Here is a 26164-nt window from a genome sequence, read left to right on the forward strand (position 1 = left end):
GCTGCTGCGGCGCCGCTCTCCCCTTGGCGGCGAGCGTGGAGCGGCAGGCGATCGGCTTGCGTATCACTCAGGCCGGCTTGTAGACCATCCAGAATACGTTGGCGAGCACCAGCAGCGTGGCGATGACGCCGACGACCACCCAGACGCGTTCGGCACGCCAGTAAGCGGCTGGTATTTCAGTACCATCGGCGAACTGTCGTGCCAGCCGTGCCTGGTGGATCTGGATCGGGATGAGGATGAGCAGCCAGAGCAGTCCGGAGACCAGAAACAGCGCGCTGCCCCAGCCGAGCCAGCGGCTCTGCGTGATATCCCAGCCCTGCAGCCAGATGTTGGCGACGCCAGAAACGAGCACCAGCCCGGCGCCGCCAAAGGTAAAGACGTAGTCGGTCAGCGTCACCTGCCGCTGCGCGAAGGCGATGACCGCCTGCTGGCGCGTGCGGTTGGCCATCAGCTTCCACCACAGGGTAACGATGACGTTGCCGAGGAAGAGGATGGCGCCGAGGATGTGCAGGCTTTTCAGCAGCAGGTAGGTGTCGTTCATCGAGGGCACCTTTGCCGGAAAACGCTACCAGAGCGCGGAAGCAAAGTGCAGCCCCACGGCGCGACGCCGCAGCGCCGCACTACCAGAGCAGGCTAGACGACTTCCGGACGCGGCGGACGCGAACGTGGCTTGCGGAACTGCTTCTTGCCGGCCGGCGCGCCGGCATTGGCCGCATTGCCTGGATTAGCGGCGTTCTGCGCAGCCGGCAGCTGGACATTGCCGGGACTGGCGACATTGCCGCTGTTACCGCCATTGCCCTGCCCCTGCTGCGGGCGCGGCTGTCCGGACTGACGCGAATGCCCACCCTTGTTGCCCTGCCCCTGCGGACGCCCGCCGGGCGAACGCTGCGGACCGGGAGCACCCGGAACTCGGGCGCGGCCGGCAGGATCACCACCGGTATCACGGTTGCCCGGTGCCAGCTGGATTTCCAGTTCGTTCAGTTCATCCCACTCGGCGTCGCTGCGGTCGCGATCGGGAATCGCCAGCAACTGCTGCATGCGACGGCGGGGAGATACGGGTTGTGGTGCATTCATGGCGGCATTATCCCATTGTTCGCCGGATCATGCCCGCATCGTAATCGATGCAGGAGATCGGGGCGTGACGATGATTGCGCTGAGTAGACACCGTTAAACGGCCTGAACTCGGCAATGCAGCACGGCAAGGGCGGCGCGCAAGAGCAAGCCCTCGACGACTATTCTGCTGCATTGACCTCGCCGGCAACAGCACCGGCGGAAAAAAAACGGCGCCTTGAGGGCGCCGTTCTGTTCCAGCCTGTCCGGCGCCTCAGGCAGCCAGCGCCTTGATCTGCGCGGAAAGGCGGCTCTTGTGGCGCGAGGCCTTGTTCTTGTGGATGATCTTCTTGTCGGCGATGCGGTCGAGCACCGAGACGGATTCCTGATAGATGCTTTGTGCGGCCGTCTTGTCGCCGGCGACGATCGCTTTTTGCACACGCTTGATTGCCGTGCGCAGGGTGGAGCGCAGGCTGGCGTTGTGAGCGCGTTGCTTGACGGCTTGGCGTGCACGCTTGCGGGCTTGTGCGCTGTTTGCCATGGATGTGAGTCCCTGAAGTGAGCTGATGCGTTAATCGAAAACGCGCAATTGTACGCAGCTCGACCGCCTGACGCAAGTGAAAATGGCGCCAGGAAAAGGCGCGGCCGGGAACGGCAAACCCGGCCGACTGCCACTGGCAGCGGCAGCCCTGCGCGCCCGGGTTTGGTCGGTCGCAGCTAAGTCGCTAAGATGGCGTCTTGCCGCGACCGCCGTTGCGCAGCAGGTTCGCAGCAGCGACGTTTCAACGCACTCACGACTGCCTCCCTTTCTCCGATCCCCCATTCCCTGCGCAAGCGCAGCCCATACCGCCGGATGAATCTGCTCAGAGCTCTCGCCACCGTCAGCAGCATGACGCTGATTTCGCGCATCCTCGGTTTCGTCCGCGATTTCGTCATCGCCCGCGCCTTCGGCGCCGGCATGATGACCGACGCCTTCTTCGTCGCCTTCAAGCTGCCCAACCTGCTGCGCCGGCTGTTTGCCGAAGGCGCCTTTGCGCAAGCCTTCGTGCCGGTGCTCGGCGAATACAAGAACAAGCGCGGCGAGGTGGAAACCCGGCGTCTGGTCGACAACGTCGCCAGCCTGCTCTTCCTTGCGCTGCTGCTGGTAACGGCGCTCGGCATCGGTGGCGCCGCCGTGCTCGTCTATGTTTCGGCGCCCGGCTTCGCTGCCGATGGCGAGAAGTTCGAACTCACCATCACGCTGACACGGATCACCTTCCCCTACATCCTGTTCATGTCGCTGGTGGCGCTCGCCGGCGGCGTGCTCAACACCTGGAGCCGTTTCGCCGTGCCGGCGTTCACGCCGGTGCTGCTCAACCTGTCGTTCATCGCCATGGCGCTGTTCGCCGCGCCGTATTTCGACCCGCCGGTGCTGGCGCTGGCCTGGGCGGTGTTCATCGGCGGTCTGCTGCAGCTCGCCTTCCAGATCCCCAGCCTGAAGAAGATCGGCATGCTGCCGCGCTTTTCCTTCGACTGGCGCGACGAAGGCGTGCGCCGCATCCTCAAGCTGATGGCACCGGCGGCGCTCGGTGTCTCGGTGTCGCAGGTGAGTCTGCTGATCAACACCATCTTCGCCTCCTTCCTCGCCGCCGGCAGCGTCTCCTGGCTGTATTACGCCGACCGCCTGATGGAATTCCCCGCCGGCATGCTCGGCGCCGCGCTCGGCACGATCCTGCTGCCTTCGCTGGCCAAGTGCCACGCCGACCAGCGCCTCGACGACTACTCGAAGCTGCTCGACTGGGGCCTGCGCCTGACGCTGCTGCTGGCGGCGCCGGCAGCATTGGCGATGGCAATCATCGCCGCGCCACTGGTGGCGACACTGTTCCATCACGGCGCCTTCAGCGCCGACGACGTCTATCGCACGCGTGACGCGCTCGCCGCCTACAGCCTCGGGCTGGTCGCGCTGATCCTGATCAAGGTGCTGGCACCCGGCTTCTACGCGCGACAGAACATCCGCACGCCGGTGAAGATCGCCATCGTTTCGCTGATCGCAACGCAGCTCCTCAATCTGCTGCTGATCGGCTGGCTCAAGCACGCCGGGCTGGCGCTGGCGATCAGCCTTGCCGCCTGCCTCAACGCCGGGCTGCTCTACCGCGGCCTGCGCCAGCACGGCATCTACGCACCGCAACCGGGCTGGGCCGGCTTCTGCGCACGCCTCGCCATCGCGCTCGTCGTTTTCGGCGTCGCGCTGTGGTTCGGCTCGGGAGAGACGAGCGACTGGCTGCGCTGGGGTATCGGCGAGCGCCTGCTGCGTCTGGCAGCGCTGCTTGGCTTCGGCATCGTCGTCTATTTCGCTACACTTGGCATACTCGGTTTCCGGCTGCGCGACTTCAAGCGCAGCGCCGCCAGCTGAGTCCGGCCGGCGCACCGGCGCTTCGACCACAGCGCGCCTGACCATATCAGGGAGAATCGAAGATGCAATTCCGCAGCGACAGCTTCGCCGACGGCGCAGCGATTCCCGGCGATTTCGCCTTCTGCGTCGCCGACCCGGAAACGCGCGTGCGTCTCGGCAGGAACGTCAACCCGCATCTGGCCTGGAGCGACGCGCCGGCAGCGACGCGATCCTTCGCCATCGTCTGCGTCGACCCGGACGTTCCCAGCGTCGGTGACGACGTCAATCAGGAAGCGCGCACGGTCGCAGCCGAACTGCCACGCGTCGACTTCCATCACTGGCTGCTGATCGACCTGCCGGCGACGGTGAACGAAATCCGCGCCGGCCAGTTTTCGTCCGAGGTCGTTCCGCGCGGCAAGGCCGGGCCGACGACGGCCGGCGGCGCGCGCCAGGGAATCAACGACTACACCGGCTGGTTCGCCAGTGACCATGACATGAGCGGCGACTACTACGGCTACGACGGCCCCTGCCCGCCGTGGAACGACGAGCGGGTCCATCGCTACGTGTTCACGGTATATGCGCTCGACGTCGAACAGCTGCCGGTCAGCGGCGCCTTGACCGGCGCCGCGGTACGCGCGGCGCTGGCCGGGCACGTGCTCGCCGAAGCGAGTCTCACCGGCCGCTACACGCTCAATCCGGCGGTCACGCTCTAACCGGCGGCCCACGCAACAAAAAAGCCGCACCGGAAATCCGGCGCGGCTTTTTCATGCGGCAAGGAAGGGGCACGGCGGGAGCGAAGAAAACGCCCGCCGGCCACGCAAGCAGCGGGCGCCGCGCCTCGCTCGATCAGGCGATCAGCGGCACGATCATCAGCGCGACGATGTTGATGATCTTGATCAGCGGGTTCACCGCCGGACCGGCGGTGTCCTTGTACGGGTCGCCAACCGTGTCGCCGGTCACCGACGCCTTGTGCGCTTCGGAACCCTTGCCGCCGAAGTGACCGTCCTCGATGTACTTCTTGGCGTTGTCCCAGGCACCGCCGCCGGTGGTCATCGAGATAGCGACAAAGAGACCGGTGATGATGGTACCCATGAGCAAGCCGCCGAGTGCCTTCGGGCCGAGGATCAGACCGACCACCACCGGCGCCAGCACCGGCAGCAGCGAGGGAACGATCATTTCCTTGATCGCCGCCGCGGTGAGCAGGCCGACCGCGCGCGAATAATCGGGTTTCGCCGTACCTTCCATGATGCCGGCGATTTCCTTGAACTGCCGGCGCACTTCGACGACAACCGAACCGGCGGCGCGGCCAACGGCTTCCATCGCCATCGCGGCAAACAGGTAGGGGATCAGGCCGCCGAGGAAGAGGCCGATGATCACGCGCGGATCGGACAGATCGAAGGTGGTGATGTGGCCGATCTTCGTTTCCAGCGCGTGCGTGTAGTCGGCGAAGAGTACCAGCGCGGCGAGGCCGGCCGAACCGATCGCATAGCCCTTGGTCACCGCCTTGGTCGTGTTGCCGACGGCGTCGAGCGGATCGGTCACGGCGCGCACCGACGACGGCAACTCCGACATTTCGGCGATGCCGCCAGCGTTGTCGGTGATCGGGCCGTAGGCGTCGAGCGCGACGATGATGCCGGTCATCGACAGCATCGCCGTCGCGGCGATGGCGACGCCGTAGAGGCCGGCCAGCGCGTGCGTCGCGTAGATCGCCGCGCAGACCGAGATCACCGGCAGCGCGCAGGCTTTCATCGACACGCCGAGGCCGGCGATGATGTTGGTGGCGTGCCCGGTCTGGCAGGCAGCGGCGACGTGCTTCACCGGACCGTAGTCGGTACCGGTGTAGTACTCGGTGATCCACACCAGCAGCGCGGTGAGCACCAGACCGATCGACGCCGCGCCAAAGATGGACAGCGAACTGATCAGGCTGCCGTCGGCGAGCGTGATGCCGGCACCGAGCATCCAGGTGGTGATCGGGTAGAAGGCCGCCAGCGCCAGCGCGCCGGCAACGGCCAGACCGCGATAGAGCGCGGCCATGATCTTGCCGCCCTCGGTTGCCTTGACGAAGAAACAGCCGATGATCGAGGCGATGATCGAGACACCGCCGAGCGCCAGGGGATAGATGATCAGGTTGTCGTTGGCGTTGGCGACGCCCTTCAGCATCAGCGCGCCGAGCACCATCGTTGCCACCACCGTCACCGCGTAGGTTTCGAACAGGTCGGCGGCCATGCCGGCGCAGTCGCCGACGTTATCGCCGACGTTGTCGGCGATCACCGCCGGGTTGCGCGGATCGTCCTCGGGAATGCCGGCTTCGACCTTGCCGACCAAGTCGGCGCCGACGTCGGCGCCCTTGGTGAAGATGCCGCCGCCGAGCCGTGCAAAGATCGAGATCAGCGAACCGCCGAAGGCCAGTCCGACCAGCGGCTCGACCGCGTGCTGGAAGTCGGCCCCACCACTGCGCAGGAAGGCGTAGTAACCGGCGACACCGAGCAGGCCGAGACCGACGACGAGCATGCCGGTGATGGCGCCACCCTTGAAGGCGACGTCGAGTGCCGCGGCGATGCCGCTGCGCGCCGCCTCGGCGGTACGCACGTTGGCGCGTACCGAGACGTTCATGCCGATGAAACCGGTGGCGCCGGAGAGGACCGCACCAATGAGGAAACCGATGGCCATGAGGTGCCCAAGCGCCAGCCAGATGACGATGAACAGCGCGGCGCCGACGATGGCGATGGTTCGGTACTGCTTGGCGAGGTAGGCGGAAGCCCCTTCCTGGATGGCTTTCGCAATTTCCTGCATGCGCGCGTTGCCGGCGGGCAACGACAGGATCCACTTGCTCATGATGGCGCCGTACAGCACCGCCAGCACCGAGCACCCGAGCGCCAGCATCAGACCTGCAGACATGAACTATCCTCCCCTAGAAGTCGGCAGCCACGTGCGTTGTTCAACGCTTCTGCGACACACCGAACCGTGCGTTTGATTCCCCCGAGTACTTCTCCTTCGCCTTGCGTCCCGGCCGTGTCGGCGGTCTAGATGGTGAATTCCGGCAACCGGCGCGGTACCGGGACGTTCTGCAGCCGCACGTAGTCGGGCAGGCCGTTCCTGAACGGCGGGAAATCCTCACCGTCGATCAGCGGCGCCAGATACGCGCGACATTTTTCGGTAATGCTGAAACCGTCCTCGCTGATGAAATCGCGCGGCACCGTGCGTTCAACGTTGGCGACGTTCTTCAGCTCGGCAACGCCAAGCTGCCAGCGGTAGGGCGAATCGGAGAGGCGTTCGATCACCGGCATCACCGCGTTGCGTCCCGACAGCGCCAGTTCGACGGCAGCGCGGCCGAGCGCGTAGGCCTGCTCGACGTCAGTGCGCGAGGCAATGTGCCGGGCGGCGCGCTGCAGGTAGTCGGCAAGTGCCCAGTGATACTTGTAGCCAAGCTTGTCCTTGACCAGCTGCGCGATCTGCTGGCCGACGCCACCGAGCTGCGCGTGGCCGAAGGCGTCCTTGGTCCCCATGTCGGCAAGCAGGCGCCCGCTGGCGTCGAGCAGGCCTTCGGAGACGGCGATGGTGCAGTAGTCGTAGCGCTCGACGCATTCCTGCACGCGCGCGAGGAAACGCGCTTCGTCGAAGGGGATTTCCGGCAACAGGACGATGTGCGGCGGCTCGGCGGCAGTCTCGCCGGCCAGCCCGCAGGCGGCGGTGATCCAGCCGGCGTGGCGGCCCATCACTTCAAGAACGAAGACCTTGGTCGAGGTGCGCGACATCGAGGCGACGTCGAAACCGGCTTCGCGCATCGACGTTGCCACGTACTTGGCAACCGAGCCGAAGCCCGGGCAGCAGTCGGTCAGCGGCAGATCGTTGTCGACCGTCTTCGGCACGCCGACACAGACCAGCGGATAGCCGAGATGCTCGGCGATCTGCGACACCTTGTGCGCGGTGTCCATCGAGTCGCCGCCGCCGTTGTAGAAGAAATAGCCGATGTCGTGCGCGCGGAAGACCTCGATCAGGCGCTCGTACTGCGCGCGCTGCTGGTCGATGCCTTTCAGCTTGTAGCGGCAGGAACCGAAAGCGCCACCCGGCGTATGGCGCAGGGAGGCGATATCGGCAGCCGATTCGCAGCTGGTGTCGATCAGGTCTTCGGTAAGCGCGCCGATGATGCCGTTACGGCCGGCGAAGACCTTGCCGATGCGCGGCGAGGCGGCACGGGCCGCCTCGATGAGGCCACAGGCGGAGGCGTTGATCACCGCCGTAACACCGCCCGACTGGGCATAAAACGCGTTGCGGGGGATCGTTGTCGCCGCCATGTCGTCTCCCGGATCTAGTCGGTGAGGGCAGCGAAAGCGCGCTGCCGGATATCGTCAACGCTGCCGACGCCTTCGATGCGCCGGCACTTTGGCGCCGCCGCATCGCCGGTCGCCGCCCAGTCGGCGTAGAAATCGACCAGTGGCCGCGTCTGCGCGTGATAGACCTCAAGACGCTTCTTGACGGTTTCCTCGCGGTCGTCGTCGCGCTGCACCAGCGGCTCGCCGGTCACGTCATCAATGCCTTCGACCTTCGGCGGATTGAAGCGCACGTGGTAGCTGCGCCCCGACGCCGGATGCACGCGCCGGCCGCTCATGCGCTCGACGATCTCGCTGTCGTCGACAGCGATTTCGAGCACGTAATCGATGGCGACACCGGCGGCCTTCATCGCTTCGGCCTGCGGGATGGTGCGCGGGAAACCGTCGAACAGGTAGCCGGCGGCGCAGTCGGGCTGCGTCAGCCGGTCCTTGACCAGACCGATGATGATGTCGTCGGAGACGAGGCCACCCGAGTCCATCACCTTCTTGGCGGCGATGCCGAGCGGAGTGCCGGCCTTGACGGCGGCACGCAGCATGTCGCCGGTGGAAATTTGCGGAATGTCGTACTTCTCGCGGATGAATTGCGCTTGTGTACCTTTGCCGGCACCGGGTGCGCCGAGCAGGATGAGTCTCATTGTTTATCCTCTTTGTTATGCCAATGCCGCACCGCTTCGCGCCGACAAGCCTGCTGCCGAAAGGGATTCCGGCGCTTCAGCGACGCGGCTCCGGTGCAGCGAAAATTACCCGCAATCAATCGCCCGGTCAAACCCCACGGGCGAATAGCTGGCGCACCCGTTCAGCGTCTTCGGGCGTATCGACGCCGGGGGTCGGCAGCTCGTCGGCAATAGCCACGCTGATGCGATAGCCATGCCACAGCGCGCGCAACTGCTCGAGCGCCTCGAAAGTCTCGAGCGGCGACGGCGACAGACTCGTGTAACGACGCAGGAAACGCGCGCGGTAGGCGTAAAGACCGATGTGACGAAACGCCGGCAAGTCCGCCGGCAGGGTCTCGCCGCCGCCTTCGCGGGCGAAGTGATCGCGCGCATAGGGAATCGGCGCACGCGAAAAATACAGCGCGTCGCCAGCGGCGGTGCACACCACCTTGACGATGTTCGGATTGAAGAATTCTGCGGCCTCGCCGAGCGGATGCGCGACGGTGGCGATTTCGGCACCGCTGTCGGCCAGCCGGCGCGCGGTTTGCGCGATCAGCGCCGGATCGATCAGTGGCTCGTCGCCCTGGACGTTGACGACGATGGTGTCGTCGTCCCAGCCGAGGTTTTCGACCACCTCCGCCAGCCGGTCAGTGCCGCTGGCGTGATCGGCGCGCGTCAGCAGCGCCTTGACGCCGTGCGCCTCGGCGGCGGCGAAGACGTCGGCGTGGTCGGTCGCCACCCACACTTCGGCGGCGCCCGAGGCCAGCGCGCGCTGGGCAACGCGAACGACCATCGGCTTGCCGCCGAGGTCGATCAGCGGCTTGCCCGGCAGGCGCGTCGAGGCGAAGCGCGCGGGGACGACTACCTTGAAACGCGGGGCTTCAGACATGCGCTACGGTGCCGCTCAGGATTCGTCGGCAGCGAGGCGGCGAGCTTCTTCCTCGAGCATGACCGGGATGTCGTCACGGATCGGGAAAGCCAGCTTGCAGGGTTTGCAGACCAGCTCGGCGGCGGTCTTGCGGTAGTCGAGGCTCGCCTTGCAGATCGGGCAGACGAGGATATCAAGCAGGCGTGCGTCCATTGAGCTTCTCCAGAATGAGGTCCAGCAGGCCGGGCGAGCCTGGCGCGGCGGCGATGTCGGCATCGACCGGCAGCGCCCAGGCTTCAGGCAGACCGGGCAGCGTCTGCGCGGCAGGTGCACCACCCGACGGTGCATAGAAGGAGGCGCATTTTACCGCATCTTTCTCGGTCATCAGCAGCACGCCATCGCTGGCAAAAGCGAGGTCGTCAGGGCAGTAGGCATGATGGTCGGCGAAAGGCCGCGCGCTAAAACGCAGCCCGAGCGCTTCGAGGTGGCGGAAAAAGCGCTGCGGGTCGCCGATGCCGGCGAGCGCGTAGAGACGCTTGCCAGCGAAGGCTTCGCCGCCACAGCGCTGCGCCGGATCAACCAGCGAACGGAAGCTCGCGCCCTGTAGACGCATCGCAAACTGCGGCAGACCGGCCGCCGCGCGCGCGGCGCCGGATTCGGGCGCGCCGTTCCACACCACCGCCGTACAGCCGGCGAGCCGCGTCAGCGGTTCGCGCAGCGGGCCGAGCGGCAGCAGATGGCCGTTGCCGGCGCCGCGGCTGTCGAAGACGGCGATTTCGACGTCGCGCTGCAGGCGATAGTGCTGCAGGCCATCGTCGGCAATGATCAGGTTGCAGTCGGGATGCGCCTGCAGCAGGGCTTCGCCGGCGGCGACACGGTCACGGCCGACGAACACCGGCGCGCCGCTGCGCCGCGCCAGCAGCGCCGGCTCGTCGCCCGACGCGGCTGCGTCGTCGGCCTGCGCCGCGCGCGGCCTGTCACTGGCAGCGCCATAGCCGCGGCTGATGACTCCCGGCCGCCAGCCGGCAGCGCGCAGGCGCTCGACCAGCCAGAGTACGACCGGCGTCTTGCCGCTGCCGCCGACGGTGAGATTGCCGACGACGATCACCGGCACCGGCAGGCGCCCCGCCGTTGCCGGATCGGCAAGAAAGCGCCGGCGCCGCGCAGCGACGACGGAGCGAAATACCCAGGAGAGCGGCGCCAGCGGCAGCAGCGCCGGCGCAATGCCGCGTCCGTACCACCAGCGCGGGAGGCGCTGCGCGAGGAATGACGCCGAAGACACCGCCATCGCGGGTCAGTGCGGCGATTGCGTGGCGAAGGAGATGTGCGCGAAGCCGGCGCCCTGCGCCGCCTGCATGACGTCGATGACGCTCTGGTGCGTCGCCTTGGCGTCGGCGTTGATCACCACCAGCGGATCGACCAGATTGCCGCCGGCGCGCTTGAGCGCTTCGCTGATCGACGTGACGTCGGTTGCCAGCAGCGGAACCTTGTTCACCAGCACCTGGCCGCCGACGGTCACCGCGACGTTGATCTCGTGCGGCTGTTCGGGCTGCTTCTCGGTATCGGCCGTCGGCAGGTTGATCTCGAGCCCCGAGAACTTGGCGTAGGTGGTGGTCAGCATCAGGAAGATGATGATCACCAGCAGCACGTCAATCAGGGGGATCAGATTGATTTCCGGCTCGTCGCGCCGGCGTTCACGCTGAAAGTTCATGCTGGCCGCTCAGTCGCGACGCTCGCCCTGCAGCGTCTCGACCAGCCGCAACGCCTGCTGCTCCATCTCGATGATGAAGCTGGTGGTAAGCGCGCGGAAGTGACGCCAGAAGATCATGCTCGGAATGGCGATGACCAGACCGAAGCCGGTGTTGTACAACGCGATCGAGATACCGTGCGCCAGCTGGATGGGGTTGGCACCGGACGGCGACTGCGAGCCGAAAATCTCGATCATGCCGATGACGGTGCCGAACAGACCGAGCAAGGGGCTGATCGAAGCGATGGTGCCGAGCGTCGTCAGATAGCGCTCCAGATGTTGCGAAACGGCGCGGCCGGCTTCTTCGACCGATTCCTTCATCACCTCGCGCGAGCTGCCGACGTTGCGCAATGCGGCGGCAAGCACGCGGCCGAGCGGCGACTGTTGTTCAAGGCTGGCGAGATAGGATTCGCTGGCGCCGTTCTGGCGATATTCGGCGATGACCCGCTGCAACAGGCCGGAAGGCACAACTTTCGGCCGGCGCAGCGCAACCAGGCGTTCGAAGATCAGGGCAACGGCGACGATCGATGTCAGCAGCAACGGCCAGATGGGCCAGCCGGCGGCCTGAATGATGGCGAACACGCTTTCTCCCTTGGTTTTTTCGGTGGCGGGAACTTTATCCTGCGCCGTTCGCCGGGGCAAGTCCCGTATCCGCCAACTGCCGCGCCAAGGACGTATTTGCCAATGACGAAAGCAAGCGCGTCAAGCTTGACAAAACGGGCCGGCGCAGCATGGCTGCGACGCCGACGCTTATCCACAAAATCTGTGGATAAGTCTGTGAACAGACTGTCGGCGAAAGCGCTAAGTACCGTCCGCATAAGGACTTTTTCTGCTCTGCCAAAAAATCAGGCATAGAGTTTAACGCCAATAAAATCAATGGCTTACAAAATGCCATTGATCTATCTAGGTTTTTCTCAAGCCAAGGCAGCGCAACACGCAGCGGATGTGCATCAATTCGCCGCCGCACGAGCAGGTAGAATGCTCGCCATGAACCTGCCTCCCCCTTCTCGCGCCTTGCCGACACCCCGCGGCACACCCGACAACACCGCCTCCGCCAACCCATTGGCATCAGCTTTCAGCGCGCCGGCAAGCAGCTTTTCCGCATCGACGCCGCTACCGGTATCGACGCTGGTGCGGCTGGTGCGCGAGCGCATCGAGTCGGGGCTGCCGCTGTGCTGGGTCTCCGGCGAAATCTCCAATCTGGTGCAGGCGGCGTCCGGGCATTTCTATTTCTCGCTGAAGGACGCGAGCGCGCAGGTGCGTTGCGTGATGTTCCGCCAGCGTGCGCAGCTGATCGGTTTCCGCCCGGAAAACGGCCAGCGCGTCGAAGCGCGGGCGCTGGCGACGCTGTACGAGGCTCGCGGCGAATTCCAGCTCAACGTCGAGACGCTGCGCCGCAACGGCGTCGGCGACCTTTACGAACGCTTCCTGCAGCTGAAGGGCAGGCTCGAAAGCGAAGGCCTGTTCGACCCGGCCGGCAAGCGTCCGCTACCCGACTTTCCGCGCTGCATCGGCATCGTCACCTCGCCGCAGGCGGCAGCCTTGCGCGATGTGCTGACGACCCTGGCACGGCGCGCGCCGCAGGTCCGCGTCGTCATCTACCCGGCGATGGTGCAGGGCGACAGCGCCGCGCAGCAGCTGACCGCCGCCATCGCGCTCGCTGGCGCGCGACGCGCGAGCGACGGCTGCGAACTGCTCATCGTCTGCCGCGGCGGCGGCAGCCTGGAAGACCTGCAGGCCTTCAACGACGAGGCGCTGGCACGCGCCATCCACGCCTGCCCGTTGCCGGTGATCAGCGGCGTCGGGCACGAGACCGATTTCACCATCGCCGACTTTGCCGCCGACCGGCGCGCGCCGACGCCGACCGCTGCCGCCGAAATGGCGGCGCCGGAAGCCGCCGCCCTGCGCGCCCGCCTCGACGACAACGCCCGCGCGCTGCGCCGCAGCCTCCTGCGTCTGTTCGAACGCAAGAGCCAGCAACTCGACGGTCTGACGCACCGCCTGCAGCACCCGCAACAACGCCTCGCCGCACAGCGCGACTTGTTGCACCAGCAACAACGCCGCCTCGCCGCCGCCTTTGCCGGCAGCGAGGCGCAGCGGCGCCGGCGCTGCGCGACTCTGGCGCAACGGCTGTTGCTCGCCCGCCCCGAAACGGCGCGCACCGCCCGCCACGTCGACGCACTCGCGGCGCGTCTGGCCGGTGCCTGCCACGCGACGCTGGCGCAGCAGGCGGCGACGCTTGCGCGACTTTCGGCGAGCCTGACGCACCTCAACCCGACGGCCGTGCTCGCGCGCGGCTTCAGTATCGTCACCGACGATGCCGGGCGCATCGTGCGCGATAGTCAAAGTCTGGAACCAAGCCAGCGCATCACTGTCAGTTTCCAGCGTGGACAGGCGGACGCTCGTATCGAGGCAGTACGCGACGAGCATTCCTGAACGCCGGGCCGACACGAAACTGCGCAGCCCCGCAACGAAACCCCCTGATCGCTCATCCCCCAAGCATTGCGCAACTTCAACACGGAGAAAACAACCATGGCTCACACCCTGCCGCCGCTGCCCTTCGCCCCCGACGCACTCGTTCCGCACCTGTCGGCGGAAACCTTCGAATACCACTACGGCAAGCACCATCAGGCCTACGTGACCAACCTCAACAACCTGATCGCCGGCACCGAGTACGAACCGCTGTCGCTCGAAGCGATCGTCAAGAAGGCCCCGGCCGGCGGCGTCTACAACAACGCCGCGCAGGTGTGGAACCATACCTTCTTCTGGAGCAGCCTCAAGTCGGGCGGAGGCGGCGCACCGAGCGGCGCGCTGGCAGCTGCCATCGACAAGAAGTGGGGTTCGTTCGAAGACTTCAAGAAGGCTTTCCAGGCATCGGCCGTCGGCAACTTCGGCTCCGGCTGGACCTGGCTGGTGAAGAAGCCCGATGGCTCGGTCGACATCGTCAACACCGGCCCGGCCGGCACGCCGCTGACCACCGCCGACACCGCGCTGCTCGCCATCGACGTCTGGGAACACGCCTACTACATCGACTACCGCAACGCGCGGCCGAAGTTCGTCGAAACCTTCCTCGCGCACCTGGCCAACTGGGATTTCGCGGAAAAGAACTTCGCCGGCTGAGCGATTCGTTCCTGCGGGAAAGAATGCCCTTAACTTGTTAAATATACTGCAACCTTTTCAGCAGGATCCGGTGTGAAGTAGAAATAAAGTTCCGAAAAAATTAATAAAGTCGTGAAAACATACTCACGGCAAAATTAATAAAGTTCCGAAAACCCTTGGAAGCCCACAATTCCCAAGGGTGTTAATGAGATAGTCAGCCTGATCCCCGCCAGCGGAAGCTGAGCGGGGATTTTTTCTGGAAGCCATCATTATGGCAACTGTCACGCTCATTGCTGTTGATCTTGGGAAGCACGGTTTGCCCAGCGTCTCAACATCTCCATCACCACCATCGAGCGCCTTCGTGCCCAGCAGTCGCCCGACCTTCCACCACACGTCACCATCGGAAAATCGATCAGATACGACGAGCGGGTTGTTGAGGCTTGGTTGCTAGCCAAGATGGGCCATCCGGCACCGTTGCCGACAGATGTACCAGCAGCTGGGTGACCACAAAAACGATGCTTACAGTCACACCTCCTACCCCTGAAAGGGGGTAGGAGGTGTGACTACGCGGCACTTTTTCACCTCAACCTATTTTTTGGTACGACGTACCTTGACACAGGTTTGTTGTGATCGTATAGTTCAACCCATGGCAACGGAGAACATCATGCGACTCACTCAACACGCACACCAGCGGATGACCCAGCGAGGCATCACCCGCTCGATGATCGACTTGGTTTTGGAATACGGCGAGGTCGAGCAGGACAAGGCCGTTCTGGACAAGAGGCACGCACAACAGCTGATCCAGGAACTGCAGGAAAAGCTGCGCACGGCCATGAAAATTCTGGACAAAGGCGGTTGCGTCGTCGTTGAGACGAACAACGCCGTCTTGACCACGTACAACTATCAGTCCAAGCACTGAAGGAGCCAGTCATGTACGAAAAACTGATTCACCAACTGGCCCAACTGCTGCGCGGAAACATGGTGCTGGATGAGTTTTACCCAGTCGCCTTTCAGCTCTTGGCCTGGGTGCGAGTTTCAAAACTCCGACGGCTCACGAGAGAACTGGCCTTCAATCCCGCCGAGCCCCCTCGGGATGCCAAGCATCTGGTTTCCATCTTTACCCAAATCGGCGACTCAGGGGCGCTAGGACACGACAGTAGCGCGTTCGTCTACGTCAGCCCCGCCCTGCAGCATCTGTCGCCCGCACAAGTACTGCAAGCGCTTGAAATACTGGCATCGTCAAATTTAGATCAGCCATGGGACGCGCAAAGCCTGACGGCCACGATGAGCAGTGGATTCGGTAAATGGTTTGCGGGTCTTCCCTCTGAAGTGACCAGCCTGATCACGGCACTCGCCCGAGTGGAGCCATCCATGACGGTCTACACCCCCTTTGAGCAAAGCTTCCAGCTGACGGCCTCGATTCAGGAAAAAGGTGCGACGACATTTTCAGAAACGAAGATGGCATGGCCGTTTCCTTGGCTGATGAACCTCCTCTCCGATACATCGGCCAACATCTGCGTGGGCGATAGCCTGGAGCGTCCGAGCTTCTTGGAAGATGGCCGACTGACGCAATTTGATGTCAGCCTGGGGTTCCCCCCATTCGGCGTGAAATACGACTCCCAGCTTACGGAACGTGATCTGTTTGGGCGTTTTCCCGAGCAGACTGGCTCGATCGCCGTTCTGGCTGTGCGTCACATCCTCGCACGCACAAAAGAACGAGCTGTGATTGCTGTGCCAAACGGGTTGTTGTTTAGCCCTGGCGCCGAGCGATCCCTCCGCGAAGATTTGCTGACGAAACGCCAGATTGAAGCGGTTATCGGCCTACCTGCGGCGCTGCTACCCAACACCGCCCTGTCCTTCTCTTTGCTTGTTTTGAACCGGAAAACGACCAGCGACCAAATCCTGTTTGTCGACGGCGCTCAGGAGAGCTTATTCAAGAAAGACGGGAAAGGGCGTGCAGTCCTGTCGGGTTGGGAACAGATCGCAGCATCGGTGCTGTCAGGCCACGAAGAATCCTTCGCGCGGATCGTGACTGTTGATGATGTGATCAAGAACGATGCGCAACTTCAAGTGACTCGGTACTGCAAACGCTCCGAGGATGAGGCCGTAGAAGCATTGTTGGCGAAGTATCCCAATCGGATGCTCGCCGAACTTGTCACGGTTCTCCGCCCGCTTCCTACCTCTGGCGACGAAGGCACAGTTCCGGTGATGGAGGTGGGTCCCGCCGATTTTCCGGAGTTCGGGTACGCGCACATCCCAGGTAGAGAAATTCGGATCACAGAGGCCGCGCTTGCAAAGGGGCAGAGACAGTTTCTGCGCCCTTTGGATATTGCTATCACGATCAAGGGTAGCGTTGGAAAGGTAGCAATCTTCCCACCTGAAATCGATGCGGGCGAGAGCGCGGGATGGGTCGCAGGACAGTCCTGCCTAGTGCTTCGTGTAGATGACGACGGTATTATTGATCCACGTGTTCTTTTCAGTTTCCTGAAGTCGGAAATCGGTCAAGCCCAGCTGAGACAAATCGTCTCCGGAGCGTCAGTGCCGCTGATCCAGCTACGGGAGCTTGAGAAGATCCGAATCCCGATCCCCGGACGGATCGAGCAGGCGAGGACGATTGAAACTTTCGAGAAGATCGTTGAAATCGAACGGTTGGTTGCGAGTTCCCGTGATGAACAACACAAGCTCAGCAACGCAATCTGGACTATCTGAAGAATAAAAAATGGCTATCAAAAAATCTGACCTCTACTCATCCCTCTGGGCATCTTGCGATGAGCTGCGCGGCGGCATGGATGCCAGCCAATATAAGGACTACGTCCTTTTCATGCTGTTCATCAAGTACGTCTCGGACAAGCACGGTGACTCTGATGACTTTGCCCCGCCAGTCACTATCCCGCCCGGAGCCAGCTTCAAAGACATGGTTGCCCTCAAGGGCAAAAGTGATATCGGCGACAAGATCAACACACAGGTCATTCAGCCCCTGATCGACGCCAACACCCGCCTTGCACGCAGCGACTTTCCTGATTTCAACGACCCGAACAAGCTCGGTGAGGGTCAGGCGATGGTGGATCGCCTCAGCAACCTGATCGGCATCTTCCAAAAGCCCGAGTTGGATTTTTCGAAGAACCGTGCCGAGAACGACGACATACTCGGCGACGCCTATGAATACCTGATGCGGCACTTTGCCTCGCAGAGCGGTAAGAGCAAAGGCCAGTTCTATACGCCATCCGAGGTCAGTCGCATCATGGCCAAGGTCGTGGGCATCTCCCCCGCCAATGCAGTGGCCTCGACCACCGCGTATGACCCTACCTGCGGCTCTGGCTCCTTGCTGCTCAAGGTGGCTGCAGAGGCTGGCAAGCACATCACGTTGGAAGGGCAGGAAATGGACGTGACCACTGCTGGTCTCGCCCGTATGAACATGATCCTGCATGACTTTCCAACCGCCAACATCCTGCAGGGCAACACGCTGGCCTCGCCGAAATTCAAAGATGGCGAGTCGCTGCGTACCTATGACTACGTCGTCGCCAATCCGCCGTTTTCAGACAAGACCTGGAGCACCGGCCTGACCCCAGCCAGCGATGCGCACCAGCGTTTTGCTTGGGGCGAACCGCCGAAAAAGCAAGGCGACTACGCTTACCTGCTGCACATCATTCGCTCAATGAAGAGCACCGGCAAAGGCGCATGCATTCTCCCTCACGGTGTCCTTTTCCGGGGCAATGCCGAGGCTGTCATCCGCGAGAAGCTGGTGCGGTCGGGCATCCTCAAAGGGATCATTGGCCTACCAGGCAACCTGTTCTATGGCACGGGCATTCCCGCCTGCATCCTGGTGCTGGACAAGGAAAACGCTTCTGCACGCAAAGGCATCTTCATGATCGACGCCTCCAAGGGCTTCATCAAGGACGGTGCCAAGAACCGCCTGCGTGAGCAGGACATTCACAAGATCGTCGATGCCTTCACCAAGTTGGCAGAGTTGCCACGCTACTCGCGCATGGTGCCGCTCACCGAGATCGCAGACCCCAAGAACGACTACAACCTCAACCTGCCACGCTACATCGACAGCACCGAACCTGAAGACATTCAGGACATAGATGGTCACTTGCTCGGCGGGATTCCAGAGCGTGACCTTGATGCGTTGGGCGAACACTGGAAGGTGATCCCAGGTGTGCGCGGCACACTGTTTGAATCAGCCGGACGCGCTGGTTATGCACAGTTGAAACTGCCCCTCGCCGAGGTAAAGACTACCATCTTTGCGCATCCTGAGTTCACTGTATTCAATCAGGCAGCGACCAAGGTCTTTGCTGATTGGAAGCAAGTCAGCACCCCGCAGTTGAAGGGCTTTGCGAAAAACGACCACCCAAAGCAACTGATTGAGTCACTGTCTGAGGACCTGCTTGCCCGATTCAAGTCGACGCCCCTGGTGAATGCCTATGACGTGTACCAGCACCTCATGGACTACTGGGCAGAGACGATGCAAGACGACTGCTATCTGATCGCCGACGTTGGCTGGCAGGTCGGCGCGCAGCCGCGTGAAGTGGTCAAAATCAAAGACGCGAATGGAAAGTTGGTGTGGCCCAAATCCCCCTTTGATTACACAAAGGGCAAGCGCCGATTCAAATCCGACCTGATTTCCGCGCCAATTCTGATCGCCCGCTACTTCAGCGTCGAACGCGACAGCATGGAAGCGCTTGAGGCCAAGCTTGCCGATGTCGAGCAGCAGCTTCAGGAGATGATGGAAGAGAACAGCGGCGAAGAAGAGCTACTGGCCGAGGTCATTGAAGGCGAAGGCGACAAGCAGAAGATCACCGCCAAGGCTGTCAAAGCCCGCTTGAAGGAGATCGGCAAAGATCCTGATTACGCCGACGAGCGCAAAGCTCTGCAGGACTACGTCGCATTGCTCGACAAACACACCGACATCAAGGCCAAGCTGAAAGCGGCGCAGGATGACCTTGAGGCCAAGCTAGATGCCAAGTACCCCAAATTGACAGAGGAAGAGATCAAGACACTTGTTGCGGACGACAAATGGTTGGCGACCTTGGCCGATGCTGTGCAAGGCGAGCTGGATCGGGTTTCTCAAACCCTCACCAGTCGCATCCGGCAGCTTGCGGAACGCTATGCCACGCCGCTGCCGACGCTGACCAAAGACCTCGCAATACTCTCGGCGCGGGTGGATGAGCACCTGAAAAAGATGGGAGCGGTATGGAACTGATGCCTGGCTATAAGCGGACGGAGGTTGGCGTCATTCCTGATGTTTGGGATTGCCTGCGCGCGCGTGAGTTTGGGGTTTTCAAGGGCGGCAGCGGTTTCCCTCTTTGGGCTCAGGGACAACGTACCGGTGAATACCCATTCTTCAAAGTATCGGACATGAACAATGAAGGCAATGGGACCTTCATGACGGCAGCCAACCACTACATCTCAGAGCAAACGCGTAAGCATCTGGGTGCCCATGTTTTCCCGGCTGACAGTATCGTCTTCGCGAAAGTTGGGGCTGCTGTCTTCCTAGAGCGAAAGAAGATCCTTGGCCAGCCGAGCTGCATCGACAACAATATGGCTGCGTATGTCCTTAACAGCAGTCGCGCCGATGTCCGCTATGTTCACTCGCTGTTGTTGACGAAGAAGCTCGGCGCGTTGGTTGCTACGACTGCCCTTCCCGCACTGAACGGGAGACAGCTCGGTGAGATGGTGCTAGCCCTTCCCCCTCTCCCCGAACAACGCGCCATTGCCCAAGTCCTAAGCGATGTCGATGCTTTGCTCGCTACCCTTGATCAAATGATCGCCAAGAAGCGCGATCTGAAGCAGGCGGCCAAGCAGCAATTGCTCACAGGTGAAACTCGTCTGCCGGGATTCAGAGGGGATTGGGAGGTGGCGCAACTTGGGAATATTGGCCACTTCTTGAAGGGGCGCGGTGTCAAGAAAGACGAAGCGCAGAGCGGAATGCTCCCGTGCATCCGTTATGGCGAGATTTATACGCATCACAATGATTACATCAAGTCTTTTAATTCCTGGGTTTCCCCGCAGGTAGCGACAATGGCGACGAGATTGAAACAAGGCGACTTGCTATTTGCTGGTTCTGGCGAGACCAAGGGGGAAATTGGCAAATGCGTCGCCTTTATTGACGACTACGAAGCGTACGCTGGTGGAGACACTGTGATTCTCCGAGCTACTGGCGTTAACCCGATGTTCATGGGTTATTACTGCAACACCGTACCAATTGCTGCTCAAAAAACAAGCAAAGGACAAGGTGACGCTGTTGTTCACATTAGTGCCGCCGCCTTGTCCAGCATCGTTCTGGCTCTGCCATCGCTCCCTGAACAAAACGCCATTGCTGCAGTGCTCTCGAACATGGACGCCGAGTTATTGGTGCTCGAAGCCCGCCGCGACAAAATCCGCAACATCAAACAAGGCATGATGCAGGAGCTGTTGACTGGAAAAACACGGCTGGTTCAGGGAGGGCTTAATGATTAATTTTGCTTTTCGTCTCCTGCTGACATTCAATGCCACATCGCTCCTTCTCATTATTTTTCTAGTGCAAAAATGTGAAGTTCTGGGAACATTGATTCCTGTTCTTGCTCAGTTTAATCTTCCCAGCTGGATTTCGTATGCAGCTTACCTTGTCGTTCCTATCGCACTGACGGGCACTAGCATCTTTTTGAGTTCACACCTTGGAAAGGATGAGTTCAAGAAAGGCGAAGTCGACAGCATTGAACACGCGAACAATAGCTTTCTCCCCAGTTATCTTGGCTATTTCTTTGTCGCGCTTGGCATCAGCAACTGGGACGTTCTGTGGTTTGTGTATGTCGTCCTCTTTGTTTTTACATTCCTATCGCAGGCGCTCTACTTCAATCCCTTGTTTCTGCTTTTTGGCTATGAGTTCTACAACATCAAGACCAAAAACGGCACAGCGATATTCCTGATTAGCCGACATCAGTATAAGCAGCCAAGCGATATTGAGATCGCCACAGCGTACCGAATCAACAACTACACTTTCATTGAAAGGGGTTAGGCATGAATCACGTCTTTGCGAGGGTTAAAAATCTGCCTAAAAAGCCATTTTTTAGGCTCATCTCAGACCACACGTTATATGAGGATGTGAACGTAAGCGTCGCCTCTTGCGTCGCCTATAGCCCAGATCACAATTTGGATGAAGACTCTTGGTTCAAGATAGAGGGCTTCAAAGACCGTGATTTTTGCTTGAATATTCTCAAAAATGACTTTGATACCAAAGACTACGATAACCTGAAAAAAGACAAGTTCTCCGAGATTGCCTACCTGCTCTCTCTTCAAGGCAGCGACTTCTATTTTCAGAAAGTTCATCCTTCGCTATTTATTAAACGAAAATCCATAATTTTTGGTGAAGTGGCCAAGATTGAACAACCCGAAAATCGCTTGGTCATTAAGCCATTGCCCGATGCCATTTACCTGAAAGACTCCGATACCTTAGTTTTTCGTGACCTTGCTGGAATAGCCAGCATCTTCAAGGGGATAGACGTACTTTTCAAGGAGGCCACCAAGGAAGAAGTCACCAATTTTTTGGCAGAGCCATTTATCAATTTGAAAAATTACGGCGTCGATGATGTTTCCAAGCCAAACCGTAAGCGTATTGGTTTGGCAATGACGACGTTAAGTACCATGACACAAGAGGACAGGAATTCATTGATTCCCTATATCAGTGACTATTGCAATAACACGCTGAATTACGATGCGGCTAGTGGAAAATTCATCATCAGCAAAGATGATGACTTGAAGCAGCTTGTTTACGGTATCGAGCAGCGCTTTTACACCACGCTCATCAGTAAAGAAAAGCGACTCGCCAACTCGGTTCAGGCTGTTGCCTAGGTAAAAGCATGGCACATCTAGTTGGCGATCCGCAGGGCATAAAGAAATGACCGAAGCGGCCTTTCTACTCCAATTGGCCAACGGCGAAGACAGCTTCAGCTGCCTACAAAAATACTGCCCCCGTGCCGTAGGGCTCGTCCTGCGGCAACATATATAACAGGGTATTTAATGTCATGACTTCGCCTGTCGCTCGCTCCGAACGCAAAACACAGAACCGCGTTACCGCCCTATTTGCTGACACAAGTCGCCTTGACTGCCTTGGGTACGATCACCTGGGTGAGTGGAGTAAACGCGACAACAACCGCTGCCTCGAAGCAGATTTTTTGCGCAGCAACCTCAAGAAGCGTGGTTATTCCGATGCGCACATTTCCGCTGCGCTGCAAAAGCTCCTGACCGCCGCCGACTCCACCGGCATCACCCTGTATCAAGCCAATCTGCGCACCTACCAACTGCTGCGCTATGGCGTACCGGTACAGATTGCCGCCGGGCAGGCGCATGAGACCGTACACCTCATCGACTGGGAAACGCCTGGCAACAACGACTTTGGCTTGGCCGAAGAGGTCACCTTGCGCGGCGGCTACGAACGGCGGCCCGATCTGGTCGTTTACATCAATGGCATCGCGGTCGCCGTCATTGAGTTGAAACGCAGTTCGGTGGAAGTGGCCGACGGTGTTCGTCAGCTCATCACCAACCAGGAAGAGATTTTCAACAAGGGATTTTTCAGCACGGTGCAGTTGGTGCTGGCGGGAAGCGACTCGCAGGGTTTGCGCTACGGCACCACGGGCACGCCGGAGAAATTCTTCGTCGAGTGGAAGGGGCGCAAGGATAAAGGCGCCACCACATCAGAGCCACTCGCAGAGGGTGCGCTGCTAGATAAACCACTGGCGCAGATGTTTGACAAGGTGCGCCTACTGGATCTGATCCGCAACTTCATCATCTTCGATGGCGGTCAAAAGAAGGTGCCTCGCGTCCATCAATACCACGGCGTGAAAGCGGCCCAGGAGCGGGTGAAGCAGCAGGAAGGCGGTGTGATCTGGCACACCCAAGGCAGCGGCAAGAGCATTCTGATGGTGCTGATTGCCAAGTGGCTGCTGGAATTTGACCCGCACGCCCGCGTCCTGGTCATCACCGACCGTGATGAGCTGGACAAGCAGATCGTGGGTGTGATGCGTAATGCAGGCGTGATTGGCGAGGATGCGGCATCGCCGCGCATCACCTCCCGCGCGGAACTGGTCGAAAAGTTGGGGGCTGCCACGCCGCGCCTAATGTGCGCGCTGGTCCACAAGTTTGATACGACCGATCTGAAGGGTGAGCCTCCCAAAGTGGTCGGCCGTGTCTACGTCTTCGTGGATGAATGTCACCGTACGCAAGGCGGCGACATGAACAAGCAGATGAAGCGATGGCTGGAGAACGCCATCTTCATCGGTTTCACCGGCACGCCTCTGCTGCGCAAAGACAAGCAGACCACCCGCGAGGTTTTCGGCACCTACATCCACACCTACAAGTTCGATGAAGCTGTGGCCGACAAGGTTGTGCTTGACCTGAAGTACGAAGCGCGCGATGTGCCTCAGCGCCTAACGTCAAAGAAAGCTATCGATGCGTGGTTTGATCAGAAAACCAAGGGGCTGAACAACTTTCAGCGGTCGGTTCTGCGTAAACGTTGGGCGACTATGGAAGAGCTGATGAGTGCCGGTGAGCGCAAACAGCGCATCATTGCCGACATCATCCACGACTTCGGTGTCCAGCCGCGCCTCAACAATGACAGAGGTACGGCCATCCTGGTTGCTGCCTCCATTTACGACGCATGCCACTATTTCCGTTTGTTCCAGAACACGTCGTTCGGCAAGTACTGCGGAATCATTACGTCCTACGAGCCCAACCACAACGCGATTTCGCGCGAGCCCAAGGACAGCGACGAGCGCTACAAGTTCGACACCTACACCCAGCACGTCCTGCAAAAAGATCAGACCACCAAGGACTACGAGGACAAGACCAAGCAGCGCTTCATCGACGAGCCTGCCAATCTGAAGCTGCTGATCGTGGTGAGCAAACTGCTGACCGGTTTCGATGCGCCTTCTTGCACCTACATCTACCTCGACAACGAGCTGCGCGATCACAACCTGTTCCAGGCTATCTGCCGCACAAACCGGCTAGACGGCGACGACAAGGACTATGGCCACATCGTCGACTACAAAGAGCTGTTCGAGAAGGTGCAGGACTCCATCGCCGTATACACCTCGGACGAGCTGGACATCGACGGGGGTGGCGACGACGGCAACGTCACCGTGAAGAACTGGCTCAAGGAAGGCAAGGCGCAACTCGATGCGGCCCGCGAGGCGCTGCGCTATCTGTGCGAGCCGGTGGCAATGCCACGCGAGATGGAGCAGTACCTGCACTATTTCTGCGGTGATGCCACCGATCCGGAAGCACTGCTGAACACCGAGCCGCTGCGCATCTCGTTCTACAAGTCGGCAGCCGCGTTCCTGCGAGCATATGCTGCAATTGCCCAGAACCTCGAAGACGCAGGGTATTCAGCGGCTGATATTGCTGCACTCGAAAAAGAGATCGAGTTCTACAGCGACACTCGCACGGCGATCAAGAAGCATTCAGGCGAAGAGCTGGACATCAAGCCTTATGAGGCGGACATGCGCCACCTCATCAACACCTACATCCAAGCAGACCCAGCTGAAGATTTGGGAAATCTTAGCTCGCTCTCACTGACCGAGCTGATCATCGAAACCGGCATTCACGACGCCATTGCCAAGAAGCTCAACCAGAAGGGCAAGCTGTCGAGGAACGCTATTGCTGAGGGCATCATCAACAACGTCCGCAAGACGATCATTCGGGATCAACTGACTGATCCGAAGTTTTACGACGAGATATCCAAGCTACTCGAAGACCTGATCAAGCAAAAGCGCGACGACACCGCTGCCTACGAGAAATTCCTCCAGAAGGCCGAAGAGTTGGTGAAAAAGATGGTGGCAAAGAGTACGGGCAGCCATCCGCACGTGCTCAACGGTCACCCGGAAGCGATCGCTCTCTTCAACAATCTGGCCAGCATTCCGGCCGCAACTTTCGTTTGCCCGACTGACGACGATGGCAAGGCAACGCTCGCGCTCGAACTCGATCAGGCGATGCGAGAGCAGGCGCCGGCAGGCTGGAAAGGAGATGACACCCGTGAGAAGCAGGTGCTCAATGCGCTGTTTCCCATCATGTCGCGGGATCGGGTGGCGACGCAGGCTATTTTTGAAATCATCAAGAACCAATCGGGGTACTGATGAACGAGACGATCCAACTGGGCGAGATTTCAATAGCGGTGACCAGGAAGGACATCAAGAATGTCCACCTCACCGTTCACCCGCCTGATGGACGTGTGACTCTCGCTGCTCCAACCAACACACGCCTAGAAGTAGCGCGGGCCTACGCGATCTCCAAGTTGGTCTGGATTCGTGACCAGCAGAGACAGCTTGAATGTCAGGCGCGGGAAACACCACGCCAGTTCGTTGAGCGTGAGAGCCACCACGTTTGGGGGCGGCGCTACCTGATGACGGTGGACTACCAGGATGTAAAGCCCACCGTTGTCCTCAGCAACAAGCGGATCACCCTGATTGTTCGTCCAGGCAGCAGCTCAGAAAAGCGCGCGGAGGTGATGCATGAGTGGCACAAGTCGTTGCTGCATGAGGCTGTACCGCCACTGATCCAAAAGTGGGAGCAAAAGCTCAAGGTGAGAGTCTCAGGCTATTTCCTGCAACGGATGAAAACCAAGTGGGGTAGTTGCAATCACGCTGAGGGAAACATCCGCCTCAATACGGAACTGGTGAAAAAGCCTAAGGACTTGCTGGAGTACGTCGTCGTGCATGAAATGGCTCATTTGATCGAGCCCACGCACAGTGATTGCTTCATCGCAATCCTTGAAGAGCATTACCCCAGCTGGCGAGAGGCCCGCGCTGAGCTCAATGAGTTACCGTTGGCTGCAGAGGTATGGAAAGAGTGACTTGATGAGGGGGAAATCATCAGTACAGCTGCATGCGCCTTTGTGAGCATGTCCAACGATAATTTGCAGCGATGCAATTGAGAGCAGTCAACCTTGGTCGAACTATATGTTTTACGTCCGACGTCCCCGACGTCCCCCCGTTTTCAGTAGCAGCGAGCTTTAGAGTCCGAGGCTAATGTAGCCGATTTCCGGATGAGTGATTCGGCATAGGCGGCAGGCGT

General features: G+C 60.6%; 23 protein-coding genes and 1 pseudogene. 13 read left to right on the plus strand and 11 right to left on the minus strand.

What is annotated here, in order from left to right; translation table 11 throughout:
- Nucleotides 1-67: 67 nt before the first annotated feature.
- The 3 genes from GGD90_RS15620 to rpsT all read right to left on the minus strand — a co-directional run bounded on the left by GGD90_RS15620 (nt 68) and on the right by rpsT (nt 1591).
- Nucleotides 68-541 carry a DUF2269 family protein gene (locus GGD90_RS15620; protein ID WP_153117568.1) on the minus strand — a complete coding sequence of 158 codons (474 nt, stop codon included), beginning with the start codon at nt 539-541 and terminating at the stop codon, nt 68-70.
- 92 nt (nt 542-633) lie between these two features.
- The gene (locus GGD90_RS15625; protein WP_153117567.1) at nt 634-1074 is read right to left on the minus strand and encodes a hypothetical protein; all 441 of its coding nucleotides are present in this window, start codon (nt 1072-1074) and stop codon (nt 634-636) included.
- Nucleotides 1075-1324: 250 nt separating this feature from the next.
- Entirely contained in the window at nt 1325-1591 is a 267-nt protein-coding gene (rpsT, locus tag GGD90_RS15630) for a 30S ribosomal protein S20 (RefSeq protein WP_153117566.1), read from the minus strand.
- Nucleotides 1592-1903: 312 nt separating this feature from the next.
- On the opposite strand from rpsT, the gene murJ reads away from it, so the two are divergent.
- The gene (murJ, locus tag GGD90_RS15635) at nt 1904-3442 is read left to right on the plus strand and encodes a murein biosynthesis integral membrane protein MurJ (RefSeq protein WP_153117565.1); all 1539 of its coding nucleotides are present in this window, start codon (nt 1904-1906) and stop codon (nt 3440-3442) included.
- Between the two features lie 62 nt (nt 3443-3504).
- On the plus strand, nt 3505-4134 hold the full coding sequence (locus tag GGD90_RS15640; protein WP_153117564.1) for a YbhB/YbcL family Raf kinase inhibitor-like protein: 630 nt from the start codon (nt 3505-3507) through the stop codon (nt 4132-4134).
- Between the two features lie 133 nt (nt 4135-4267).
- Here the strand turns inward: GGD90_RS15640 and GGD90_RS15645 are convergent, their stop codons facing one another.
- From GGD90_RS15645 to GGD90_RS15680, 8 genes are all read right to left on the minus strand, one after another.
- On the minus strand, nt 4268-6319 hold the full coding sequence (locus GGD90_RS15645) for a sodium-translocating pyrophosphatase (protein WP_153117563.1): 2052 nt from the start codon (nt 6317-6319) through the stop codon (nt 4268-4270).
- Between the two features lie 125 nt (nt 6320-6444).
- Nucleotides 6445-7716, minus strand: a complete 1272-nt coding sequence (locus GGD90_RS15650) for a 6-phosphofructokinase (protein WP_153117562.1) — start codon at nt 7714-7716, stop codon at nt 6445-6447.
- A gap of 14 nt (nt 7717-7730) precedes the next feature.
- Nucleotides 7731-8387, minus strand: coding sequence for an adenylate kinase (adk, locus tag GGD90_RS15655; RefSeq protein ID WP_153117561.1), 657 nt, complete (start codon nt 8385-8387; stop codon nt 7731-7733).
- A 127-nt stretch (nt 8388-8514) separates the two neighbouring features.
- Nucleotides 8515-9294, minus strand: a complete 780-nt coding sequence (kdsB, locus tag GGD90_RS15660) for a 3-deoxy-manno-octulosonate cytidylyltransferase (RefSeq protein ID WP_153117560.1) — start codon at nt 9292-9294, stop codon at nt 8515-8517.
- Between the two features lie 15 nt (nt 9295-9309).
- Nucleotides 9310-9486: a Trm112 family protein gene (locus GGD90_RS15665; RefSeq protein ID WP_153117559.1), complete on the minus strand. Its 177-nt coding sequence runs from the start codon at nt 9484-9486 to the stop codon at nt 9310-9312.
- Complete coding sequence (gene lpxK / locus GGD90_RS15670; RefSeq protein ID WP_153117558.1) at nt 9467-10561, minus strand: tetraacyldisaccharide 4'-kinase; 1095 nt, start codon at nt 10559-10561, stop codon at nt 9467-9469. Before lpxK ends, GGD90_RS15665 begins: the two co-directional genes overlap by 20 nt.
- 6 nt (nt 10562-10567) lie before the next feature.
- The gene (locus GGD90_RS15675) at nt 10568-10984 is read right to left on the minus strand and encodes an ExbD/TolR family protein (protein ID WP_153117557.1); all 417 of its coding nucleotides are present in this window, start codon (nt 10982-10984) and stop codon (nt 10568-10570) included.
- A gap of 9 nt (nt 10985-10993) precedes the next feature.
- Nucleotides 10994-11602 carry a MotA/TolQ/ExbB proton channel family protein gene (locus GGD90_RS15680; protein ID WP_153117556.1) on the minus strand — a complete coding sequence of 203 codons (609 nt, stop codon included), beginning with the start codon at nt 11600-11602 and terminating at the stop codon, nt 10994-10996.
- Between the two features lie 405 nt (nt 11603-12007).
- Between GGD90_RS15680 and xseA the strand changes: the two genes are divergently transcribed.
- The 11 genes and pseudogenes from xseA to GGD90_RS15735 all read left to right on the plus strand — a co-directional run bounded on the left by xseA (nt 12008) and on the right by GGD90_RS15735 (nt 25943).
- Nucleotides 12008-13456: an exodeoxyribonuclease VII large subunit gene (xseA, locus tag GGD90_RS15685; protein WP_153117555.1), complete on the plus strand. Its 1449-nt coding sequence runs from the start codon at nt 12008-12010 to the stop codon at nt 13454-13456.
- A 96-nt stretch (nt 13457-13552) separates the two neighbouring features.
- Nucleotides 13553-14140, plus strand: coding sequence for a superoxide dismutase (locus tag GGD90_RS15690; RefSeq protein WP_153117554.1), 588 nt, complete (start codon nt 13553-13555; stop codon nt 14138-14140).
- A 309-nt stretch (nt 14141-14449) separates the two neighbouring features.
- Nucleotides 14450-14623 (plus strand): annotated as a pseudogene (locus tag GGD90_RS18420) (hypothetical protein); the annotation flags it as partial.
- 160 nt (nt 14624-14783) lie between these two features.
- Nucleotides 14784-15038: a DUF4258 domain-containing protein gene (locus tag GGD90_RS15700; RefSeq protein WP_153117553.1), complete on the plus strand. Its 255-nt coding sequence runs from the start codon at nt 14784-14786 to the stop codon at nt 15036-15038.
- An 11-nt stretch (nt 15039-15049) separates the two neighbouring features.
- Nucleotides 15050-16828 carry an N-6 DNA methylase gene (locus tag GGD90_RS15705; RefSeq protein WP_153117552.1) on the plus strand — a complete coding sequence of 593 codons (1779 nt, stop codon included), beginning with the start codon at nt 15050-15052 and terminating at the stop codon, nt 16826-16828.
- 10 nt (nt 16829-16838) lie between these two features.
- Entirely contained in the window at nt 16839-19322 is a 2484-nt protein-coding gene (locus tag GGD90_RS15710; RefSeq protein ID WP_153117551.1) for a type I restriction-modification system subunit M, read from the plus strand.
- Nucleotides 19313-20578 (plus strand): restriction endonuclease subunit S, encoded by a 1266-nt coding sequence (locus GGD90_RS15715; protein ID WP_153117550.1) that lies wholly within the window; start codon nt 19313-19315, stop codon nt 20576-20578. The genes GGD90_RS15710 and GGD90_RS15715 overlap by 10 nt, the downstream gene beginning before the upstream one ends.
- Complete coding sequence (locus GGD90_RS15720; RefSeq protein ID WP_153117549.1) at nt 20571-21116, plus strand: hypothetical protein; 546 nt, start codon at nt 20571-20573, stop codon at nt 21114-21116. The genes GGD90_RS15715 and GGD90_RS15720 overlap by 8 nt, the downstream gene beginning before the upstream one ends.
- Before the next feature lie 2 nt (nt 21117-21118).
- Nucleotides 21119-21949: an ATP F0F1 synthase synthase gene (locus GGD90_RS15725; RefSeq protein ID WP_153117548.1), complete on the plus strand. Its 831-nt coding sequence runs from the start codon at nt 21119-21121 to the stop codon at nt 21947-21949.
- Nucleotides 21950-22122: 173 nt separating this feature from the next.
- Nucleotides 22123-25227, plus strand: a complete 3105-nt coding sequence (locus GGD90_RS15730) for a type I restriction endonuclease subunit R (RefSeq protein WP_153117547.1) — start codon at nt 22123-22125, stop codon at nt 25225-25227.
- Nucleotides 25227-25943, plus strand: a complete 717-nt coding sequence (locus tag GGD90_RS15735; RefSeq protein WP_153117546.1) for a M48 family metallopeptidase — start codon at nt 25227-25229, stop codon at nt 25941-25943. The genes GGD90_RS15730 and GGD90_RS15735 overlap by 1 nt, the downstream gene beginning before the upstream one ends.
- Nucleotides 25944-26164: the final 221 nt, after the last annotated feature.

The organism is Rhodocyclus tenuis, from assembly GCF_014197755.1.
Classification (GTDB): Bacteria; Pseudomonadota; Gammaproteobacteria; order Burkholderiales; family Rhodocyclaceae; genus Rhodocyclus; species Rhodocyclus tenuis.

Bases quoted from the DNA above. Each gene is read 5' to 3' on its own strand.
- GGD90_RS15620 (WP_153117568.1), bottom strand. From the start codon at position 541: ATGAACGACACCTACCTGCTGCTGAAAAGCCTGCACATCCTCGGCGCC.
- GGD90_RS15625 (WP_153117567.1), bottom strand. From the start codon at position 1,074: ATGAATGCACCACAACCCGTATCTCCCCGCCGTCGCATGCAGCAGTTG.
- rpsT (WP_153117566.1), bottom strand. From the start codon at position 1,591: ATGGCAAACAGCGCACAAGCCCGCAAGCGTGCACGCCAAGCCGTCAAG.
- murJ (WP_153117565.1), top strand. From the start codon at position 1,904: ATGAATCTGCTCAGAGCTCTCGCCACCGTCAGCAGCATGACGCTGATT.
- GGD90_RS15640 (WP_153117564.1), top strand. From the start codon at position 3,505: ATGCAATTCCGCAGCGACAGCTTCGCCGACGGCGCAGCGATTCCCGGC.
- GGD90_RS15645 (WP_153117563.1), bottom strand. From the start codon at position 6,319: ATGTCTGCAGGTCTGATGCTGGCGCTCGGGTGCTCGGTGCTGGCGGTG.
- GGD90_RS15650 (WP_153117562.1), bottom strand. From the start codon at position 7,716: ATGGCGGCGACAACGATCCCCCGCAACGCGTTTTATGCCCAGTCGGGC.
- adk (WP_153117561.1), bottom strand. From the start codon at position 8,387: ATGAGACTCATCCTGCTCGGCGCACCCGGTGCCGGCAAAGGTACACAA.
- kdsB (WP_153117560.1), bottom strand. From the start codon at position 9,294: ATGTCTGAAGCCCCGCGTTTCAAGGTAGTCGTCCCCGCGCGCTTCGCC.
- GGD90_RS15665 (WP_153117559.1), bottom strand. From the start codon at position 9,486: ATGGACGCACGCCTGCTTGATATCCTCGTCTGCCCGATCTGCAAGGCG.
- lpxK (WP_153117558.1), bottom strand. From the start codon at position 10,561: ATGGCGGTGTCTTCGGCGTCATTCCTCGCGCAGCGCCTCCCGCGCTGG.
- GGD90_RS15675 (WP_153117557.1), bottom strand. From the start codon at position 10,984: ATGAACTTTCAGCGTGAACGCCGGCGCGACGAGCCGGAAATCAATCTG.
- xseA (WP_153117555.1), top strand. From the start codon at position 12,008: ATGAACCTGCCTCCCCCTTCTCGCGCCTTGCCGACACCCCGCGGCACA.
- GGD90_RS15690 (WP_153117554.1), top strand. From the start codon at position 13,553: ATGGCTCACACCCTGCCGCCGCTGCCCTTCGCCCCCGACGCACTCGTT.
- GGD90_RS15700 (WP_153117553.1), top strand. From the start codon at position 14,784: ATGCGACTCACTCAACACGCACACCAGCGGATGACCCAGCGAGGCATC.
- GGD90_RS15705 (WP_153117552.1), top strand. From the start codon at position 15,050: ATGTACGAAAAACTGATTCACCAACTGGCCCAACTGCTGCGCGGAAAC.
- GGD90_RS15710 (WP_153117551.1), top strand. From the start codon at position 16,839: ATGGCTATCAAAAAATCTGACCTCTACTCATCCCTCTGGGCATCTTGC.
- GGD90_RS15715 (WP_153117550.1), top strand. From the start codon at position 19,313: ATGGAACTGATGCCTGGCTATAAGCGGACGGAGGTTGGCGTCATTCCT.
- GGD90_RS15720 (WP_153117549.1), top strand. From the start codon at position 20,571: ATGATTAATTTTGCTTTTCGTCTCCTGCTGACATTCAATGCCACATCG.
- GGD90_RS15725 (WP_153117548.1), top strand. From the start codon at position 21,119: ATGAATCACGTCTTTGCGAGGGTTAAAAATCTGCCTAAAAAGCCATTT.
- GGD90_RS15730 (WP_153117547.1), top strand. From the start codon at position 22,123: ATGACTTCGCCTGTCGCTCGCTCCGAACGCAAAACACAGAACCGCGTT.
- GGD90_RS15735 (WP_153117546.1), top strand. From the start codon at position 25,227: ATGAACGAGACGATCCAACTGGGCGAGATTTCAATAGCGGTGACCAGG.